Raw genomic sequence first — 17,819 nt, forward strand, 5'->3', positions numbered from 1 at the left:
CCGCTCGTGGCAGCGGAGGTCTAGTGCGCGAGGATCTTCGACAGGAAGTCCTTCGCGCGATCGGTCTTGGGGTGGTCGAAGAACTCGGCCGGAGCGGCCTCCTCGACGATCGCGCCATCCGCCATGAAGAGCACGCGATCGGCGGCCTTGCGGGCGAAGCCCATCTCGTGGGTGACGACGATCATCGTCATGCCCTGCTCGGCGAGGCCGACCATGACGTCGAGGACCTCGTTGATCATCTCGGGATCGAGCGCGCTGGTCGGCTCGTCCATCAGGATGAGCTTCGGGTTCATGGCGAGCGATCGGGCGATCGCGACCCGCTGCTGCTGGCCGCCCGAGAGCTGCGCCGGCATCTTCTTGGCCTGGTTGGCGACGCCCACGCGCTCGAGGAGCTCCATGGCCTTCGCCTCGGCGTCCTTCCGCGACATCCGCTTCACCCGGATCGGCGCGAGCGTGACGTTCTCGAGCACGGTCTTGTGCGCGAACAGGTTGAACGACTGGAAGACCATGCCGACATCGGCGCGGAGCTTCGCGAGCGCCGCGCCCTCTTCAGGCAGGACGTCGCCGTCGATGGTGATGCTGCCCGAGTCGATCGTCTCGAGCCGGTTGATCGCACGGCACAGCGTCGACTTGCCGGAGCCCGACGGCCCGATGACGACCACGACCTCGCCGCGATTGACGACCGTGTTGATGTCGTTGAGCACGTGGAGGTCGCCGAAGTACTTGTCGACGTGGTCGATCACGACGAGGGGTTCGCCCCGGCGGACCGAGATGTTCGACGTGCGTGGAGCGGTGTCGGCCGGCATACCCCTCAAACTAGGGCCCAACGGCCCTTCCCGGCCACCGCCCGAGCGGGGGGTTTACCGTTCCGTTACCTCGTCGGCGCGGGGTCGGTCGCGTTGCGCGAAGGCGCTCTCGTACAGGCAGACGGACGCCGCGGTCGCGAGGTTCATGGATTCGGCGTGACCGTAGATCGGCACCGTGACCACCCGGTCGGCGAGCGCGAGCTTCTCGTCCGGCAGGCCCCGGGCCTCGTTGCCGAACAGCCACGCGGTCGGTCGCGCGAGCACGCCGTCGCGCCGCGCCTCGAGCAGGTCGTCGCCCTTCACGTCGGCGGCCAGGATGGTGAGGCCGGCCTCGCGAGCACGCGCCAGGACGTCATCGAGCTCGGCGCCGACCGCGACCGGCAGGTGGAAGATCGATCCCGTCGAGGAGCGCACGACCTTGGGGTTGTAGAGGTCGACGGCACGGCCGGTGAAGACGACGGCGTCGGCCCCCGCGGCATCCGCCGCCCTGACGATGGTGCCGGCGTTCCCCGGGTCGCGGACCTCCTCGAGGATCGCGACGAGCTTCGGGTGGGTCGCGAAGACGTCCTTGACCGCGGTCGGGAACTGGTGGCAGACGGCGACGAAACCCTGCGGCGTGACCGTGTCGGCCATCGCGTTCAGCACCTCTTCGGTGACGTACTCGACGTCGACGCCCGCGTCGATCGCGGTGTCGCCGATGTCGGAGTAGCGCTCGAGCGCGGTCGGGGTCGCGTACAGCTCGACCACGAGCTGCGGTCGGAAGGTCAGCGCCTCGGCGACCGCCTGCGGGCCCTCGAGGAGGAACATGCCCGTCTCGACGCGCGCGGGCTTCTTCGCGAGCTTCGCGACGGCACGCACGCGCGGCGACCTCGGGTTCTCCAGCACGCCTCAAGCCTAGCGACGGATGCCGCGTGGCCGGCGCTGCCCCGCCGACATCGCGCTGCCGCGGCATCCGCCCGCCGTGCCCACCGGGAGACGACGAACGGCCCGGCACCACGAGGGGTGCCGGGCCGTTCGGGAGAAGCGGAGCTTACGCCGCGTTCTTCGGAGCGTTCACGTCGCTCGGCAGCGCCTTCTTGGCGGCTTCGACGAGGCCCGCGAAGGTCGCCGGCTCGTTGACCGCGAGGTCGGCGAGGATGCGACGGTCGACCTCGATGCCCGCGAGCCCGAGGCCCTGGATGAGGCGGTTGTACGTGATGCCGTTCTGGCGCGCAGCGGCGTTGATCCGCTGGATCCAGAGGCGACGGAAGTCGCCCTTCTTCTTGCGGCGGTCGTTGTACGAGTAGACGAGCGAGTGGGTGACCTGCTCCTTCGCCTTGCGGTAGAGGCGCGACCGCTGACCGCGGTAGCCCTCGGCGCGCTCGAGGATGACCCGACGCTTCTTGTGCGCGTTGACTGCGCGCTTGACTCTTGCCATGACTGTGTCTCTTCCTTACCGGATCTCGTCGCTCAGCGACCGAGCAGCTTCTTGATGACCTTGGTGTCGGGCGCCGAGGCGACCTTGTCCTGGTTCAGGCGGCGGGTGCGCACCGAGGACTTGCCCTCGAGGTTGTGGCGCATACCGGCCTGCTGCTTCTTGATCTTGCCGCTGCCGGTGACCTTGAAGCGCTTCTTGGACCCGGAGTGGGTCTTCTGCTTCGGCATCTCTCGTCTCTCTCCTTGGTTCTGCCGCCACCGGGGTGGCGGACGTGGTGCCTGGCCTAGGCCTCGGGGGCCTCGGCCGTCTGCGACGCATCGTCCGCGGATTCCGCCGGACGCTGCTTGGCCGCAGCACGCTGTGCATTCGCCTCGGCCTTGGCCTCGGACTTGTTCTTGAGGGGCGCGATCACCATGACCATGTTGCGACCGTCGATCGTCGGGTTGTGCTCGACGGTGCCGTACTCGGCGACGTCTTCCGCGAAGCGCTGCAGGAGGCGGACGCCCATCTCGGGACGCGACTGCTCGCGACCGCGGAACAGGATCATGGCCTTGACCTTGTCGCCGGACTTCAGGAAGCCGACGGCGCGCTTCATCTTGGTCTCGTAATCGTGCTTGTCGATCTTGAGGCGGAACCGAACCTCCTTGAGGATCGTGTTCGCCTGGTTGCGCCGGGCTTCCTTCGCCTTCTGCGCAGCCTCGTACTTGTACTTGCCGTAGTCCATGATCTTGACGACCGGCGGACGGGAGTTCGGCGCGACTTCGACGAGATCGAGGTCGGCCTCCTGCGCGAGCCGCAGTGCCACCTCGATCTTCACGACGCCGACCTGCTCTCCACTCGGCCCGACGAGGCGGACCTCGGGGACGCGGATACGGTCATTGGTACGCGGATCGCTGATGCGAGTCTCCTCTACTCGAACTGGTTTCCAGCCCTTCGGGAGACGGATGCCGCCCGAAGACGAGAGCGGAAATCCACGCGATGACACCCCGCGGAATTCCACCGCGGGCTCATGCGGCACCCTTGCTCCTCCCCCGCGAGCGGGGAAGGGGAGTGCGAACGACCCGGTAACCTTGATGAAGCGGTATGCGCGGGTGGGAGTCTCTCCACTTTCGTACCGGGGACTGGCCCCGGAGCCCGCAGTAGTCTAGCAGAGGAATCCCCCGGTGAGCGACACATCGCCCGAGTCCACGCGTGCGCCCGAGCACGACCACCCCGAGGCAGGCGCGCAGGCCGGCGCCGAGGCCGGTGCCGAGCAGGCGGTCGCGGACGCGACGCGCGACATCGCCGAGGTCCCGGCCGTCGAGGTCATCACGACCGCGGCCGTGCACCTGATGAGCGCCGCCGCGGTGAAGGTCGGGCTCGCCGACGACCCGGCGTCGCAGACCGACCTCGACGAGGCGCGCAAGCTCATCAACGCGCTCGCCGGCCTCATCACGGCCGGTGCCCCCGAGATCAGCGACATGCACGCACGGTCGCTCCGCGACGGGCTGCGCTCGCTGCAGCTCGCCTTCCGCGAGGCCTCGAGCATTCCCGACGAGCTCGGCAAGGGCCCCGGCGAGAAGTGGACGGGGCCGGTCTCCTAGGTCTCGACGCGCGCGCTTCGCGCTCCGCGACCCGGCGCCTCCCTCACCGCTGGCAGTGCGGGCACCAGTAGGTGTCGCGCAGCTCCACGTCGTTGCGGCCGAACTGGCCGTACTCGACGCGCGTGCCGCAGCGGCGGCACGGTTCGCCGGCGCGACCGTAGACCCAGAGGCGCCGCCCGGGTCGCGTGTCGCCCGTCGTCGTGCGCTCGAGGCGGTCGCGGTTGGCGTGGATGACCCGGCGCGCGAGGTCGATCGCCGGTGCGAGGTCGACCTCGCCGATCGGGCGGTCGGGGCGGATGCCGCGCAGGAAGCAGACCTCGTTGACGAGCACATTGCCGAGGCCCGCGAGGTTCCGTTGGTCGGCGAGCGCCACCACCGACGGCACGTCGGGATCGGCAGCCAGGCGGCGCGCCGCCTCCGCGGCGTCCCAGTCGGTGCCGAGCAGGTCAGGCCCGAGGTAGGCGAGCCGGTCGGCCTCCTCGTCGGCCGGGAACACCTCGACGAGGCCGAGGTCGAAGCCCACGGCCGTGCCGTCCGCGGTCTCGAGGATCGCGCGGGCGCGATGCGCGGGTCGCGGCCAGCGCTGGCCGGGCCGGAGCATGCGCCACTCCCCCTCCATCTTGAGGTGCGTGTGCAGCACGTGGTCGCCGATGCGCATGAGCAGGTGCTTGCCGCGGCTGCCGACCGAGTGGATCGTGTCGCCCGCGAAGTCGACCGTCGCGTACGACGGCACCCGGAGGTCGCTTCGCACGACCGTGCGACCGGCGAGCGCGTCGTCGAGCCGGTGCGCGGCCCGGAACACGGTGTCGCCCTCGGGCACCTCAGCCCCTCGCCTCGAACCGGAGGCCCTGGGGCGTCTCCCGGAAACCGGCGGCGCGGAGCGGCGCGTCGAGCGCCGAGCCGAACACGGGTGCGCCGTTCACGGTCTCCACGCGGAACCGCGCCCCGCGAGCCCGGGCGAGGGCCTCGGCGAGCGCCGTCGCGCCCTGCGCGAGCACCTCGTCGTCGTCGGTGAACACGAGCGCGGTGCGCCCGCCTCGTTCGAGGTAGAAGGCGGCCTCGCCGTCTACGAGCGCGACGACCGCGCCGGCCTTCCGCGCGGGCCGGTGCGTGAGCTCGACGGTCGGCTCGGGCCAGTCGAGGGCGGCGCCGTACGGGTTGGCCGGATCCGTCGCGGCGAGTGCGAACGCCCCGCCGGGCGGCGCCTGCCGCACCCGGTCGACCGCGGCGCTCGTGGCGAACTGCGCCCCGCCCTGGCCGTCGATGAAGTAGCCGCGCCGTACGCGGCCGGTCTCCTCGAATCCGGCGAGCGTGCGATACGCGAGGGCGAAGCCGCCGAGGTGGTCCTCCGCGACGACCGAACCCCGGGTGACGATGCCGTAGCGCTCGAGCAGCGTCTCGCCGAGGGCGTGCGCTCGGGGCGTCGCGGCGTCGCTCGGCACGGGGAGCACCGACCACCGGCCGGCCGCGCGCGGGGGCGCCGATCGCGGTGAGCGCGCGCCCTCCGCGGCCGCGGCCGCCTGCGCGAGGACCCGGCGAGAGACCGCCCGGCCGCGGATGCGGGCTCGCGGCGCACTGGCGCGCGTCTTGTGCGCTCCCCCGCCGAGCAGCAGCCCGCGCACGGGCGCGAACGTGTCGTTCGTCACGAGTCCCGCCCACGCGAGCCGCCAGAGCGCGTCGAGGACCGGCGCCTCCTCGGTCGCGCCCACCGCCTCGGCAAGCTGCCGGTAGAAGTATGCGCCCCCACCGCCGAGCACGGCGAGCAGCTCGGTCTCGATGGCGTCGAGCGGCTGGTCGACGGGTGCCGGCATGGTGAGCTTCGCGGTGTCGGCGAGGTGCAGGCTGATCCAGCCGTCGTCGCCCGCGAGCGCGCCCTGGCCGGCCCAGAGCACCTCGCCGCTCGCGGTGAGCTCGTCGAGGAACTCGGGCCGGTAGTCGCCGACCCGCGCGGGAAGCACGAGCGACTCCCACGCCGACGCCGGGATGCGCACGCCCTCGAGCTGCTCGACGACCGCGGCGACGCCGTCGACGCCCCTCAGTCGCCCGCCGACGTGCTGCCAGTCGGGCAGGAAACGCGCGAACTCGCGCGGCGCGACGGGCTCGACCTCCTCCCGGAGCGCTGCGAGCGACCGGCGGCGGAGGCGCCGCAGCACCTCGGCGTCGCACCACTCCGCGCCGCTGCCGTGCGGCAGGAACGCGCCCTCGACGAGGCGCCGCTCGCCGGCGAGCCGCGCGAGCGCGGTGTGCGCGATCGCGGCGCCGATGCCGAACCGCTCGGCCACGGCGCCCGTGGTGAACGGCCCGTGCGTGCGTGCGTACCGGCTCACGAGGTCGCCGAGCGGGTCGCGCACGGCCTCGCCGAACGCGTCGGGCAGGCCGGGCGGGATCGGCACCCCGAGCGCGTCTCGCAGTCGGCTGAGGTCTTCGACGGCCGCGATCCATTCGGTTCCCGCGAATCGCACCCGGGCGGCGCGGCGGGCGGCGACGAGCGCGTCGACGGATGCCGCGGCATCCGTCGCCTCGTCGACCCGCTCGCCGACCTCAGCGTCCGTGAGCGGTCCGAGCTCGCGGAGCAGGTCGGCGACGCCCTCCTCGCCGCGCGCGACCCGGTCGATATGGCGGCGCTGCAGCATCCGCTCGGTCTCCTCGACGACGGCCGGGTCGAGGAGCTCGCGAAGCTCCACTGTGCCGAGCAGCTCGGCGAGCAGCCCGGGGTCGAGCGAGAGGGCGGCGGCGCGACGCTCGGCGAGCGGGGCGTCGCCCTCGTACATGAACGCGCCGACGTAGCCGAAGAGCAGGCTCGCGGCGAACGGGCTCGCGGTCTCGGTCGCGACGTCGACGAAGCGGATGCGCCGACCGCGGATGCGCTCGGCGAGGGCGGTGAGCGCGGGCAGGTCGTACACGTCTTGAAGGCACTCGCGCACGGCCTCGAGCACGATCGGGAAGTCGGGGTAGTCGCGCGCGACCTCGAGCAGCTGCGACGCCTTCTGCCGCTGCTGCCAGAGCGGCGACCGGCGACCGGGGTTCTGCCTGGGCAGGAGCAGCGCCCGGGCGGCGCACTCGCGGAAGCGGGACGCGAACAGCGCCGAGTCGCCGACCCGCTCGGTCGCGAGCTGCGCGAGCTCCTCCGGGTCGAACTCGAACAGCTCGCTGCCGGGCGGCTCGTCGGCAGTGTCGGGGATGCGGAGCACGATGCCGTCGTCGCTCGCCACGGCGTGCGCCTCGACGCCGAGCCGTTCCTGCACGCGTGCGTCGACGGCGAGCGCCCACGGCGCGTGCACGCGCATGCCGTACGGCGAGTGCAGCACGATGCGCCAGTCGCCGAGCTCGTCGCGGAAGCGCTCGACGACGAGGTGCTCGGCGTCGGGCACGATGCGCGTCGCCTCGCGCTGGTCGGCGATAAAGCGCACGAGGTTCGCCCCGGCTCGCTCGTCGAGGCCGGCCGCCTCCGTGCGCGCGAGTGCGGCCGGCTCGTCGGCGGCGGCGAGCTCGCCGATGAACGCGCCGATCGCGGCGCCGAGCTCGGCGGGCCGGCCGATGCCGTCGCCCTTCCAGAACGGCAGGCGCCCCGGCTCGCCGAACGCGGGCGAGACGAGCACGCGGTCGTGCGTGATCTCCTGGATGCGCCAGCTCGTCGCCCCGAGGGCGAACACGTCGCCGACGCGCGACTCGTACACCATCTCTTCGTCGAGCTCGCCGACGCGCCGCCCCGGCCCGGCGTCGCCGATCATGAAGACGCCGAAGAGCCCTCGGTCGGGGATGGTGCCGCCGCTCGTGACCGCGAGGCGTTGCGCTCCGCGCCGCCCCGTGATCGTGCCCGCATCACGGTCCCAGACGATGCGCGGACGCAGCTCGCCGAAGCGGTCGGACGGGTAGCGCCCGGCGAGCAGGTCGAGCGTCGCGTCGAAGGCCGATCGCGGCAGCGTGCCGAAGGGGGCGGCGCGGCGCACGACGTCGAACCAGTGCTCCACCTCCCACTCGTCGATCGCGGCGGCCGCGACGGTCTGCTGTGCGAGCACGTCGAGCGGGTTCGCGGGGATGCGCATCGGCTCGATCGCGCCCTCGACCATGCGCTCGGCGACGACGGCGGAGTGCAGCAGGTCGGCGCGGTGCTTCGGGAACATCAGCCCCTTCGACACCTCGCCGACCTGGTGGCCGGCGCGGCCGATGCGCTGCAGCCCGCTCGCGACCGACGGCGGCGACTCGACCTGCATGACGAGGTCGACCGCGCCCATGTCGATGCCGAGCTCGAGGCTCGAGGTGGCGACGACGCACTTCAGGCGGCCCGCCTTCAGGTCGGCCTCGACGAGCGCGCGCTCTTCCTTGCTCACGGAGCCGTGGTGCGAGCGCGCGATGATCGGCTCGGCACCCGCGGTGATGCCCGACGCACCGGGCAGCTCGGCCGGCGGTCGGCCGGACCCGACGACCTCGAGTTCCGGCACCGGCTCGGCCGTCCGCTCGACCCACAGCTCGTTGAGCCGCGCCGTCAGCCGTTCGGCCAGCCGGCGCGAGTTCGCGAACACGATGGTCGACCGGTGCGCGAGCACCTCGTCGAGGATCGCCTCCTCGACGTGCGGCCACACCGACCCGCCCGCCTCGCCGGACAGGTCGCCGAGGTCGTCGACGGGGACCGTGACCCGCAGGTCGAACCGCTTGCCGGACGGCGGCGCGACGATCGAGACCGGGCGGGTGCCGGCGAGGAACCGCGCCACCTCTTCATGGGGGCGCACGGTCGCCGAGAGGCCGATGCGCTGCACGGGCCGCGCGACGAGTTCGTCGAGCCGCTCGAGCGAGAGCGCGAGGTGCGCACCACGCTTGGTGCCCGCGAGCGCGTGGATCTCGTCGACGATGACCGTCTCGACGCCGACGAGCGTCTCGCGGGCCTGCGACGTGAGCATGAGGAACAGCGACTCGGGCGTCGTGATGAGGATGTCGGGCGGGCGCTTCACGAGAGCGCGACGATCGGTCGGCGAGGTGTCGCCCGAACGGACGCCGACCGTGACCTCGGGCACGTCGACGCCGAGCGCGGCCGCGGTGCGGGCGATGCCGACGAGCGGCGCGCGGAGGTTCCGCTCCACGTCGACGCCGAGGGCCTTGAGCGGCGAGAGGTAGAGCACGCGCGTGGCGCGAGCCGCGCCATCCGTCACCTCGCCCGTCGCCGCGTCGGCCGCCGGACCCTCGTGGTGCAGTCGGTCGATGGCCGACAGGAACGCCGCGAGCGTCTTGCCCGAGCCCGTGGGCGCCACCACGAGCGCGTGCTCGCCCGCCGCGATCGCCCGCCACGCGGCATCCTGCACGGGCGTCGGCTCGTGGAAGGACTCGGTGAACCACGCCCGCGTCGCGGGCGCGAACGAGTCGATGGCCCCGGTCATCCCCCCATTCAAGCGGATGCCGCCGACATCGACGCCGGGCGCTCGACGACGCTCGGCGACTCCTCAGCCGCCCTGCTCCCGCAGCCCGTCGAGCACGCGCGAGACCGCGTCGACCGTGCGGCGCGCCTGCGCGGCATCCGTGCCCCAGTTGCTCACCGAGAAGCGGACGACCGCGCGGTCGTGCCAGCGCGACGTCATCGCGAGCACCTCGCCGTCCGCCCAGAGCGCGGCGCTCAGCGCCTCGGTCGCCGCGTCGTCGCCGAGCGCGACGCAGACCTGGGTGAAGACGACCTCGTTCAGCACCTCGACGCCGGGCAGCTCCGCGAGCCCGTCGGCGATGATCCGGGCCGACCCTGCGAGCCGGTCGATGAGTTCGGCGACGCCCTCACGGCCGAGGTGCCGCAGCACCGCCCAGGTCGGCACGCCCCGGGCCCGACGCGACAGCTCGGCGACCTTCTCGTGCGGATCGGCGCCGACGTCCGTCGCCTGCAGGTAGCTCGCCTGCAGGCTGAGCGCGCGCCGCATCGCGGCACCGTCGCGCACGATCGCGACGCCGCAGTCGTACGGCACGCTCAGGGTCTTGTGCGCGTCGGTCGACCAGGAGTCGGCGTCGGCGAGGCCCGCCGTCAGGTGCGCGAGGCGCGGGGATGCCGCGGCCCACAGCCCGAACGCGCCGTCGACGTGCACCCACGCGCCCGCCTCGTGCGCGATCCGGCACGTCTCGGCGAACGGGTCGAACGCACCCGAGTGGATGTTGCCGGCCTGCAGCGCGACGATCGCCGGCCCCTCGCCGCGCGCGAGCTCCGCCTCGAGTGCGTCGGGCCGAATGCGCCCCTGGTCGTCGCACGCGACCACGGTCGGCGCCCCGAGGCCGAGGTAGCGCGCCGCGAGGTCCATGGTGCCGTGCCGCTCGGCGCCGGCGAGCCATCGGATGCGCGGCGCGCCGCCGAGCCCCTGCTCCTCGACGTCCCAGCCCACGCGCCGGAGCACCTCGTCGCGCGCCGCCGCGAGGCACGCGAACTGCGCGGTCGTCGCCCCGGTCGCGAAGCCCACGTCGCTCCCGGCCGGGAGGCCGAGCAGGTCGAGCAGCCAGGAGGACGCGATCTCCTCCGCGGCGACCATGCCCGGCGAGATGATCCCGAGCCCCGTGTTCTGGTCCCAGGCGGAGACGAGCCAGTCCGCCGCGAGTGCGACCGGTTGGGTGCCGCCGATGACCCAGCCGAAGAACCTCGGCGACCCGATGGCGATGAGCCCGGGCTCCGCGCCCTCGACGAGCCGGTCGATCACCGCGTCGGCGGGCTCACCGCGTTCCGGCAGCTCGCGGCCGAGCGCGTCCATGACCCCCTCGACGCCCGCCCGCGGCGGGATCGGGCGCTCGGCGACCGTCTCGAGCCAGGCTGCGGCGTGCCGGTGCGCCAGGCCGAGCAGTTCGTCGTCGAGCGGTCTGAGGTCGGGGGCGGTGTCGGCTCCCGATGGTTCGTCGGTCATCATCCACCTGGACTTCCGCGCGTCGTCGCGCAGTCCCGATCCTGCTCTCGCGCCTCGCCGGGGTCAACGGCCGAGCGAGTCGCCTTCCCCCGGCTCGCCGGCCACGAGCTTCACCGCGAGCGAGTCGACGCCCGTGGCGATCGCGTCGTCCGCGGCCCACCGCCTCGCGAGCCGCGCAGTCGTGGCATCCAGCTCGGTCCGGGTCAGGCCCGCGATCAGCCGCAGCCGCACCACCAGCTCCGGCCCCCGCAGCCGCGCGTCGGGATCGCCGGCGACGAGCTCGACGCCGAGCACCGCCAGTTCGCCACCGATCGACGCCTCGAACGCCTCCCTGACGGCACCCGATTCGACCGGCGGATGCCACGGCTGCTGCTGCGCCACGGCCCAGACCGCGGGCCGGCGGAGCACGAACTCGGTCGGCGAGCCCGGATCGAGCACGACCAACTCGGTGCCGTCGTCGGCGGCCGCCAGCGCGACCCGCACGCCGTCGCCGGGCACCGGCCGTGCGACCGGGTTCCACCGGTTCATCGCCTCGACGGACCCGAAGACGGGCAGTACGCGACGGCCATCGGGTCCCTCGACGGTCACGATCGACAGCTCTTGGCTCTTGTCGACGGCGTGGCCGTGCGCGCCGACCTCGGTGCCGCCGTCGCCGAGCTCGGCGAGGAGCGGAATCAGCAGCCGCGACGGACCGAACGCCGCGACGACGTCGGCCTGGCCGCCGTCACCGGAGCGGAAGCGCTCGAGCGCGACACCGAGCGCCTCCGGCATGCGGCCGTCATCCGCGGCGTGCGGGTTCGACTGGAAGGACCGCCCCGCCCACGGGCGACCGGCGGAGTCCGCCGCGGGGTCAGTGGGATGCGACATCCAGCGCCTCGGGCAGCGTGAACGCGCCCGCGTACAGGGCCTTGCCGATGATCGTGCCCTCGAGGCCGAGCGGAACGAGCTGGCGCAGCGCGGCGATGTCGTCGAGGCTCGAGACGCCGCCCGACGCGATGACGGGGCGGCGCGTGCGCTCCATGATCTGCCGCAGCAGGTCGACGTTCGGCCCCTGCAGGGTGCCGTCCTTCGTGACATCCGTCACGACGTACCGGGCGGCGCCGGCGTCCTCGAGGCGGTCCATGACCTGCCAGAGGTCGCCGCCGTCCTTGGTCCAGCCCCGGGCAGCGAGCGTCGTTCCCCGCACGTCGAGGCCGATGGCGATCGCCTCCCCGTACTGCGCGATGACGGAGGCCGCCCATTCCGGATTCTCGAGCGCCGCGGTGCCGAGGTTGATGCGCTTCGCGCCGATCTCGAGCGCGTTCTCGAGCGACCGGTCGTCGCGGATGCCGCCGGAGAGCTCGACGTTCACCCCGCGGACCTGTCGGATGACCTTCTTGAGGATCCCCGCGTTGGAGCCGCGCCCGAAGGCGGCGTCGAGGTCGACGAGGTGGATCCACTCGGCACCCTGGTCGGCCCAGTCGGCGGCGGCGTCGACGGGGTCGCCGTAGTTCGTCTCGGTGCCGGCCTCGCCCTGCGTCAGGCGGACCGCCTTGCCTCCCGCCACGTCGACTGCCGGAAGCAGCACCAGACGGGGGGTCTTGCTGAACTCACTCATCACTGTCCTCGAATCGGATGCCGCGGAAGCGCGGCCTCGGCACAGTCACAGCATCCTAGTCCGCACTGGAAGGCCGTGACGCATCGAAGGTCTTGCGGGGTCGTGCCCGGCGTCAGCCGAGCGAGCCGATCCAGTTCGCGAGCAGTCGGATGCCGGCATCCGACGACTTCTCCGGGTGGAACTGGGTCGCCGACAGCGGGCCGTTCTCGACGGCGGCGAGGAAGCGGCCGCCGTGCTCGGACCACGTGAGCCTCGGCTGCGGGAACGGCGGGATGACGTCGAGGTGCCACGCCTGCGCCGCGTACGAGTGGACGAAGTAGAACCGCTCGTCCTCGAGGCCGTCGAACAGCACCGAGCCCTCGTCGGGCTGCACGGTGTTCCAGCCCATGTGCGGCAGCACATCACTCGGCAACTCGGTGACGACGCCCGGCCATTCGCCGAGGCCCTCGGTGTCGACGCCGCGCTCGACGCCGTGCTCGAACATGACCTGCATCCCGACGCAGATGCCGAGGACGGGCCGGCCGCCGGCGAGCCGCCGATCGATGAGCTCGTCGCCGCGAACCGAGCGCAGCCCGTCCATGACGGCCGCGAACGCGCCGACGCCCGGCACGACGAGGCCGTCGGCTTCCATGATCGTTCGGCGGTCGGCCGTGAGTTCGACCTCGGCGCCCGCACGTTCGAGCGCCTTCACGGCCGAGTGCACGTTGCCGGAGCCGTAGTCGAGGACGGCGACGCGACGCGTGGCGGTCACAGGGCGCCCTTGGTCGACGGGATGCCGCGCACGAGCGGGTCGAGCGCCTTCGCCTGCCGGAACGCACGCGCGAAGGCCTTGAACTCGGCCTCGGCGATGTGGTGCGGGTCTCGCCCCCCGAGCACGTTCACGTGCACGGTCAGCCCGGCGTTGAACGTGATGGCCTCGAACACGTGCCGGACCATCGAGCCCGTGAAGTGCCCGCCGATCAGGTGGAACTCGAACCCGGCCGGCTCGCCTCCGTGCACGAGGTAGGGCCGCCCCGAGATGTCGACGACGGCCTGCGCGAGCGCATCGTCGAGCGGTACGAGCGCGTCGCCGTAGCGCGAGATGCCGCGCTTGTCGCCGAGCGCCTGCCGGATCGCCTGGCCGAGCACGATGCCCACGTCTTCGACGGTGTGGTGCACGTCGATCTCGATGTCGCCCTTCGCCCGGACGGTGAGGTCGGTGAGCGAGTGCTTAGCGAACGCGGTCAGCACGTGGTCGTAGAACGGCACGCTCGTTTCGATGTCGCTCGTGCCGGTGCCGTCGAGGTCGATCGACAGGTCGATGCTCGACTCGCTGGTCTCGCGCTGCACGCGCGCGGTGCGCGCGGGGCGGTCGGTGCTCATGGGGTCATCCTATTCGGGGAGGTCGGTGAGGATTCCGGGCTGGATCAGGCGTTCGACGCGGCGGATGGCGCGAACGAGGCCATGGCCTCGAGGAACGCGGTCGTCTCGGCCTCCGTGCCGGCCGTGACGCGCAGGCAACCGGGCAGGCCGATCTCGCGGATCAGGATGCCGCGCTCGAGCAGCGCCTCGAACACCGCGTGCGGGTCGTCGACGCCGCCGAAGAGCACGAAGTTCGCGCCGCTGCGGTACGGCCGGAAGCCGAGTGCGGCGAGCTCGCGCGTGATCCGCTCGCGCTGCGCGCGGATCTCGCCCACCATCGCGAGCATCTCGTCGGAGTGCGCGAGGGCGCCGAGCGCCGCCGCCTGCGTGAGGGCGGAGAGGTGATACGGGAGGCGGACGAGGCGCAGGGCGTCGATCACCGCCGGGTCGGCGGCGAGGTAGCCCACCCGGGCACCGGCGAAGGCGAAGGCCTTGCTCATGGTCCGCGACACCAGCAGCCGCGGACGACCCGCGAGGAGCGTCAGCGCGCTCGGCGTTCCGGGATCGGCGAACTCCTGGTAGGCCTCGTCGACGACGACCACGCCGCGGGCGGCGTCGGCCACCGCGGCGATCGTCTCGAGCGACAGTGGCGTGCCCGTCGGGTTGTTCGGCGAGCAGAGCAGCACGATGTCGGGATCGTGGCGCTCGATCGCGGCGACCGCGGTCTCGGGCGAGAGCTCGAAGTCGGCGTCGCGTTCCGCGGCGATCCACCCGGTGCCGGTGCCCGAGGAGAGCAGGCTGTACATGGAGTAGGTCGGACCGAAGCCGAGCGCCGTGCGGCCGGGGCCGCCGAACGCCTGCAGCACGTGCTGCAGCACTTCGTTCGAGCCGTTGGCCGCCCAGAGCTGCTCCGGGGTGAGGCCGTGCCGGAGGTACTCGGCGAGCGCGGTGCGGAGCTGCGTGAACTCGCGGTCCGGGTACCGGTTCAGGCCGATGATGGCGGCGGCGACCCGCGCGACGATGTCGTGCGCGACGTCCTCGGGGATCGGATGCGTGTTCTCGTTGACGTTGAGCGCGACCGGCACGTGCTTCTGCGGGGCACCGTACGGGGACTTGCCGCGGAGGTCGTCGCGGATGGGCAGGTCGTCGAGACTCGTCACCGATCAATGCTATCCGCGGCGACATCCGTGTTTCGGCGGTCACCGGCGACGCGGTTGCTGCGCTCGGTCAGGCTGATCAGCGCCAGGTGCCGGTCGGCCGTCCAGCAGATCAGCTTCCCCTTCTGGTTCTTCGTGCGACCGAGGATTCCCGCACCGGCGAGCTGGGTGAGCGCGCGATGGGCGGCGGCCGTCGACACCTCGTGCCGGGCAGCCACCGTCTCAATGGTCAGGACCGGCTCGGCGGCCAGCGCGCTCAGGATCTTCAGCACCACGGCATCGCTTCGCGGAATCGCGGGCGTGATGCCCTGGTCGGCGCGGAAGCGGGCCAGGTTCTCGCGCACCTCATCGTCGAGCGCTGCGATGTCGGCAGCGAGCCTGACCGCGTTGCCCGCGGCCAGCTCTGCGGCCTCTGCGAAGCTGATGACCCACTCGTCCAGGCGCGATGGGATCTCCCGGTACGCGCTGAGCCCTGCGATGTAGCGATCCGTGTCGCCGGCGAACACCGTGCTGATGGGGATGAGCGTGTTCCGGAGTGCGTCGGCGCGACGAAGCACGGTGTGGATCAAGGCCCTGCCCGTGCGCCCGTTGCCGTCGACGAACGGGTGGATCGTCTCGAACTGCGCGTGCGCGATCGCCGCGCGCACGACGGGGTTCCCCGAGGTCGCCGTGACGAAGCCCGCGAGGTCGTCGACGAGTCGGCGCACCTCGGTCTCGGGCGGCGGAACGAAGTCCGCGCGGAGCGGACTCCATCCCGGGCCGCCGACCCAGTTCTGCTCCGTCCGAAGGCCGGGCTCGAGCCTGGGCTCGATGAGGTGCTGCAATCGCTCGATATCCGCCGTCGTGACGTCGGGGGCGAGCTCCCGGTCGCCCAGTTCGGCGATCGCCTCTTCTGTCGCGCGCACGTTCGCGACCACGTCGAGCGCCACGCGTGTGCTGAGTCCGCTGCCTGCGCCATAGTCGAGAAGCTCGGCGATGGCGAGCTTCTTCGGGCTGATGCTGTTCCCCTCGATCCACGACGAGGAGATGCTCTCGGAACGGATCAGCAGATGGTTCAGGTACCCGCCTCGGTCGCCGATGCGCTCATCGGCGCGAGCGAGCACGGCCAGCGCATCCTCCGCGGCCTGCTGCGCATCACGGCTGATCGCCGGCAGCTCCGTGCCGAGCTCATCAGGGACGTACGCCCGGTACCGGCCCGGAGCGCGGTCCTTCCGGCAGAGGTGCGCGGTGTCCTCCGGGTTCCAGAGCAGATCGACGTAGTGAGCCATGAGGTGTCTCCTGACGTGGATCGCAGAAACCGTATATTTACTTTATCGCACCTAACGTAAATCTGAGTTGCACGGTGTCACCTTCCGCGCGGAGAACCCATCACGGGCAGACCCGAACGGTTCTTCCATCGAAGCTGACCACGTCGCCGAGCTGCAGCTGCCGACCGCGTCGGCGATCGATTTCACCGTTCACGGCCACATGGCCGTTGAGGATCGCCTCCTTCACGTCACCGCCGGAGTCGAGGAGCCCTGCGAACTTCATGAACTGCCCGAGGCGGATGACGTCCCCACCGATCGGGACGTCGTCGATCGGAGCCGGTTTCGTCATCCCCGAATGCTAGTCCGCCGCCAGTCGGTCACGCTGGGCGACGCGGACGACACCGCAGCGCTCGGCGAATCGGCACCGCCGCCTCCAGGGAGGTCGCCCGCTTGCAGGGCCCTACTCAGCCCGCGGGGAGCACGAGCCGCTGGCCCGGCTGGACCACGGCGTCGTCGAGGCCGTTGAGGCGCATGATCTCGTAGATCACGTCGCGCGGATCGGCCGACGGGGCGATCGACTCGGCGATGGCCCACAGCGTGTCGCCGGCGCCGACCTCGATCGTCTCGAACGCGACCGCGGCTCGCCCGTCGTCGATGCCGGCGACGGCGCCGCCCGATGAGAGCACCCCGATGAGCACGCCGACAGCGAGGGGAAGCGCGGCGATGCCGGTGAGGACGATGCGACCCCGTCTCGTGAGCCTGAGGCGCGTGCGCGCCGTCGACGAATCGAACGCGGGCATCGTCTGCGCCGCAATCGCGGGCCCCATCACCACTGCACTCATTCCGCACCTCCCGAGGCTCCAGCCCCGCATCCGGCCCTCGGCCGGGAGGGCCGGATGCGAAGCTGTGTTCCGAATATATCTTCGAACTTTCGGCGCTGCAAGAACCCGATGGTGGGATTTCGGGCCCGATATCCGCGACACACTCGAACGGATGTTTGTCGCGCAAGCGCGAGGCGGATACAGTTTCGAATGTCCGACGACAGTCGAACACCGACCACCGACATCCGGGCCGACGCGGTCCCGACGAGAGGCGAGGCACGTGAGCATCGACATCGACCAGGCACGCGGCGCGAGCGGCCGGTCGCGTCGGCGCAAGACGCTGAGCCCGAAGCAGCTCGCGATCCTCGAGGCGATCCGTGCTTCGGTCGCCGATCGCGGCTACCCGCCGAGCATGCGCGAGATCGGCGACGCTGTCGGCCTCTCCTCGCTCTCGAGCGTCACCCACCAGCTCAACCAGCTCGAGCTCGCCGGCTACCTGCGACGCGACCCGAACCGCCCCCGCGCGCTCGAGATCCTCATCGACCTTCCGGGCACCGAGAACCGCTCGCCCTCGGCCGAGCCGGCACCGGTGGGCGACGCTGCCATGGTGCCGATGGTCGGGCGCATCGCGGCGGGCGTGCCGATCACCGCCGAGCAGCAGGTCGAAGAGGTCTTCCCGCTCCCCCGCCAGCTCGTCGGCAAGGGCGAGCTGTTCATCCTCAAGGTCGTCGGCGACTCCATGATCGACGCGGCCATCTGCGACGGCGACTGGGTCGTCGTCCGCTCGCAGAAGACGGCCGAGAACGGCGAGATCGTCGCTGCGATGCTCGACGGCGAGGCGACGGTCAAGGTCTTCCGCCAGCGCGACGGACACACCTGGCTGCTCCCCCGCAACTCGGCGTTCGAGCCGATCCTCGGCGACGAGTCCGAGGTGCTCGGCAAGGTCGTCGCGGTGCTCCGCACCGTCTGACGGACGGCCCGGCGCTCAGC

The 17,819-nt window shown here is 72.0% G+C and carries 18 protein-coding genes; 2 read left to right on the plus strand and 16 right to left on the minus strand.

The window, feature by feature from the left end:
- Positions 1–20: 20 nt before the first annotated feature.
- The 5 genes from ACIQH8_RS00090 to infC form a co-directional block, all read right to left on the minus strand.
- Positions 21–806: an amino acid ABC transporter ATP-binding protein gene (locus tag ACIQH8_RS00090; protein ID WP_400993283.1), complete on the minus strand. Its 786-nt coding sequence runs from the start codon at positions 804–806 to the stop codon at positions 21–23.
- 54 nt (positions 807–860) lie between these two features.
- Complete coding sequence (locus tag ACIQH8_RS00095; RefSeq protein ID WP_400993285.1) at positions 861–1,691, minus strand: TrmH family RNA methyltransferase; 831 nt, start codon at positions 1,689–1,691, stop codon at positions 861–863.
- 145 nt (positions 1,692–1,836) lie between these two features.
- Positions 1,837–2,223 (minus strand): 50S ribosomal protein L20, encoded by a 387-nt coding sequence (gene rplT, locus ACIQH8_RS00100; RefSeq protein WP_129234085.1) that lies wholly within the window; start codon positions 2,221–2,223, stop codon positions 1,837–1,839.
- 32 nt (positions 2,224–2,255) lie between these two features.
- Positions 2,256–2,450 (minus strand): 50S ribosomal protein L35, encoded by a 195-nt coding sequence (gene rpmI, locus ACIQH8_RS00105; RefSeq protein WP_067949205.1) that lies wholly within the window; start codon positions 2,448–2,450, stop codon positions 2,256–2,258.
- 56 nt (positions 2,451–2,506) lie between these two features.
- Positions 2,507–3,121 (minus strand): translation initiation factor IF-3, encoded by a 615-nt coding sequence (gene infC / locus ACIQH8_RS00110; RefSeq protein ID WP_400995633.1) that lies wholly within the window; start codon positions 3,119–3,121, stop codon positions 2,507–2,509.
- Positions 3,122–3,386: 265 nt separating this feature from the next.
- Between infC and ACIQH8_RS00115 the strand changes: the two genes are divergently transcribed.
- Positions 3,387–3,806 (plus strand): DUF1844 domain-containing protein, encoded by a 420-nt coding sequence (locus tag ACIQH8_RS00115; RefSeq protein ID WP_400993287.1) that lies wholly within the window; start codon positions 3,387–3,389, stop codon positions 3,804–3,806.
- Positions 3,807–3,849: 43 nt separating this feature from the next.
- Here the strand turns inward: ACIQH8_RS00115 and ACIQH8_RS00120 are convergent, their stop codons facing one another.
- From ACIQH8_RS00120 to ACIQH8_RS00170, 11 genes are all read right to left on the minus strand, one after another.
- Complete coding sequence (locus tag ACIQH8_RS00120; RefSeq protein WP_400993289.1) at positions 3,850–4,626, minus strand: DNA-formamidopyrimidine glycosylase family protein; 777 nt, start codon at positions 4,624–4,626, stop codon at positions 3,850–3,852.
- Position 4,627: 1 nt separating this feature from the next.
- Positions 4,628–9,178 carry an ATP-dependent helicase gene (locus ACIQH8_RS00125; RefSeq protein WP_400993291.1) on the minus strand — a complete coding sequence of 1,517 codons (4,551 nt, stop codon included), beginning with the start codon at positions 9,176–9,178 and terminating at the stop codon, positions 4,628–4,630.
- Between the two features lie 63 nt (positions 9,179–9,241).
- Positions 9,242–10,666, minus strand: a complete 1,425-nt coding sequence (locus ACIQH8_RS00130; RefSeq protein WP_400993292.1) for a pyridoxal phosphate-dependent decarboxylase family protein — start codon at positions 10,664–10,666, stop codon at positions 9,242–9,244.
- A gap of 63 nt (positions 10,667–10,729) precedes the next feature.
- Positions 10,730–11,533 (minus strand): SseB family protein, encoded by an 804-nt coding sequence (locus ACIQH8_RS00135; protein WP_400993295.1) that lies wholly within the window; start codon positions 11,531–11,533, stop codon positions 10,730–10,732.
- Positions 11,517–12,263, minus strand: a complete 747-nt coding sequence (gene priA, locus ACIQH8_RS00140) for a bifunctional 1-(5-phosphoribosyl)-5-((5-phosphoribosylamino)methylideneamino)imidazole-4-carboxamide isomerase/phosphoribosylanthranilate isomerase PriA (RefSeq protein WP_400993297.1) — start codon at positions 12,261–12,263, stop codon at positions 11,517–11,519. The genes ACIQH8_RS00135 and priA overlap by 17 nt, the downstream gene beginning before the upstream one ends.
- Positions 12,264–12,375: 112 nt before the next feature.
- Entirely contained in the window at positions 12,376–13,014 is a 639-nt protein-coding gene (hisH, locus tag ACIQH8_RS00145; protein ID WP_400993300.1) for an imidazole glycerol phosphate synthase subunit HisH, read from the minus strand.
- Positions 13,011–13,625, minus strand: coding sequence for an imidazoleglycerol-phosphate dehydratase HisB (gene hisB / locus ACIQH8_RS00150; RefSeq protein WP_400993303.1), 615 nt, complete (start codon positions 13,623–13,625; stop codon positions 13,011–13,013). Before hisB ends, hisH begins: the two co-directional genes overlap by 4 nt.
- Before the next feature lie 44 nt (positions 13,626–13,669).
- Positions 13,670–14,764 carry a histidinol-phosphate transaminase gene (locus ACIQH8_RS00155; RefSeq protein ID WP_400993306.1) on the minus strand — a complete coding sequence of 365 codons (1,095 nt, stop codon included), beginning with the start codon at positions 14,762–14,764 and terminating at the stop codon, positions 13,670–13,672.
- Complete coding sequence (locus tag ACIQH8_RS00160) at positions 14,761–16,029, minus strand: Fic family protein (protein ID WP_400993308.1); 1,269 nt, start codon at positions 16,027–16,029, stop codon at positions 14,761–14,763. Before ACIQH8_RS00160 ends, ACIQH8_RS00155 begins: the two co-directional genes overlap by 4 nt.
- A gap of 100 nt (positions 16,030–16,129) precedes the next feature.
- The gene (locus tag ACIQH8_RS00165; protein WP_400993311.1) at positions 16,130–16,357 is read right to left on the minus strand and encodes an RNA-binding S4 domain-containing protein; all 228 of its coding nucleotides are present in this window, start codon (positions 16,355–16,357) and stop codon (positions 16,130–16,132) included.
- Between the two features lie 115 nt (positions 16,358–16,472).
- Positions 16,473–16,808, minus strand: a complete 336-nt coding sequence (locus ACIQH8_RS00170; RefSeq protein ID WP_400993313.1) for a LysM peptidoglycan-binding domain-containing protein — start codon at positions 16,806–16,808, stop codon at positions 16,473–16,475.
- A 313-nt stretch (positions 16,809–17,121) separates the two neighbouring features.
- Here ACIQH8_RS00170 and lexA point away from each other — a divergent pair, with 313 nt between their 5' ends.
- Positions 17,122–17,799, plus strand: coding sequence for a transcriptional repressor LexA (gene lexA / locus ACIQH8_RS00175; protein ID WP_400995635.1), 678 nt, complete (start codon positions 17,122–17,124; stop codon positions 17,797–17,799).
- Positions 17,800–17,819: the final 20 nt, after the last annotated feature.

Source organism: Agromyces sp. GXQ0307, from assembly GCF_044769845.1.
In the GTDB taxonomy this organism is placed as follows: Bacteria; Actinomycetota; Actinomycetes; order Actinomycetales; family Microbacteriaceae; genus Agromyces.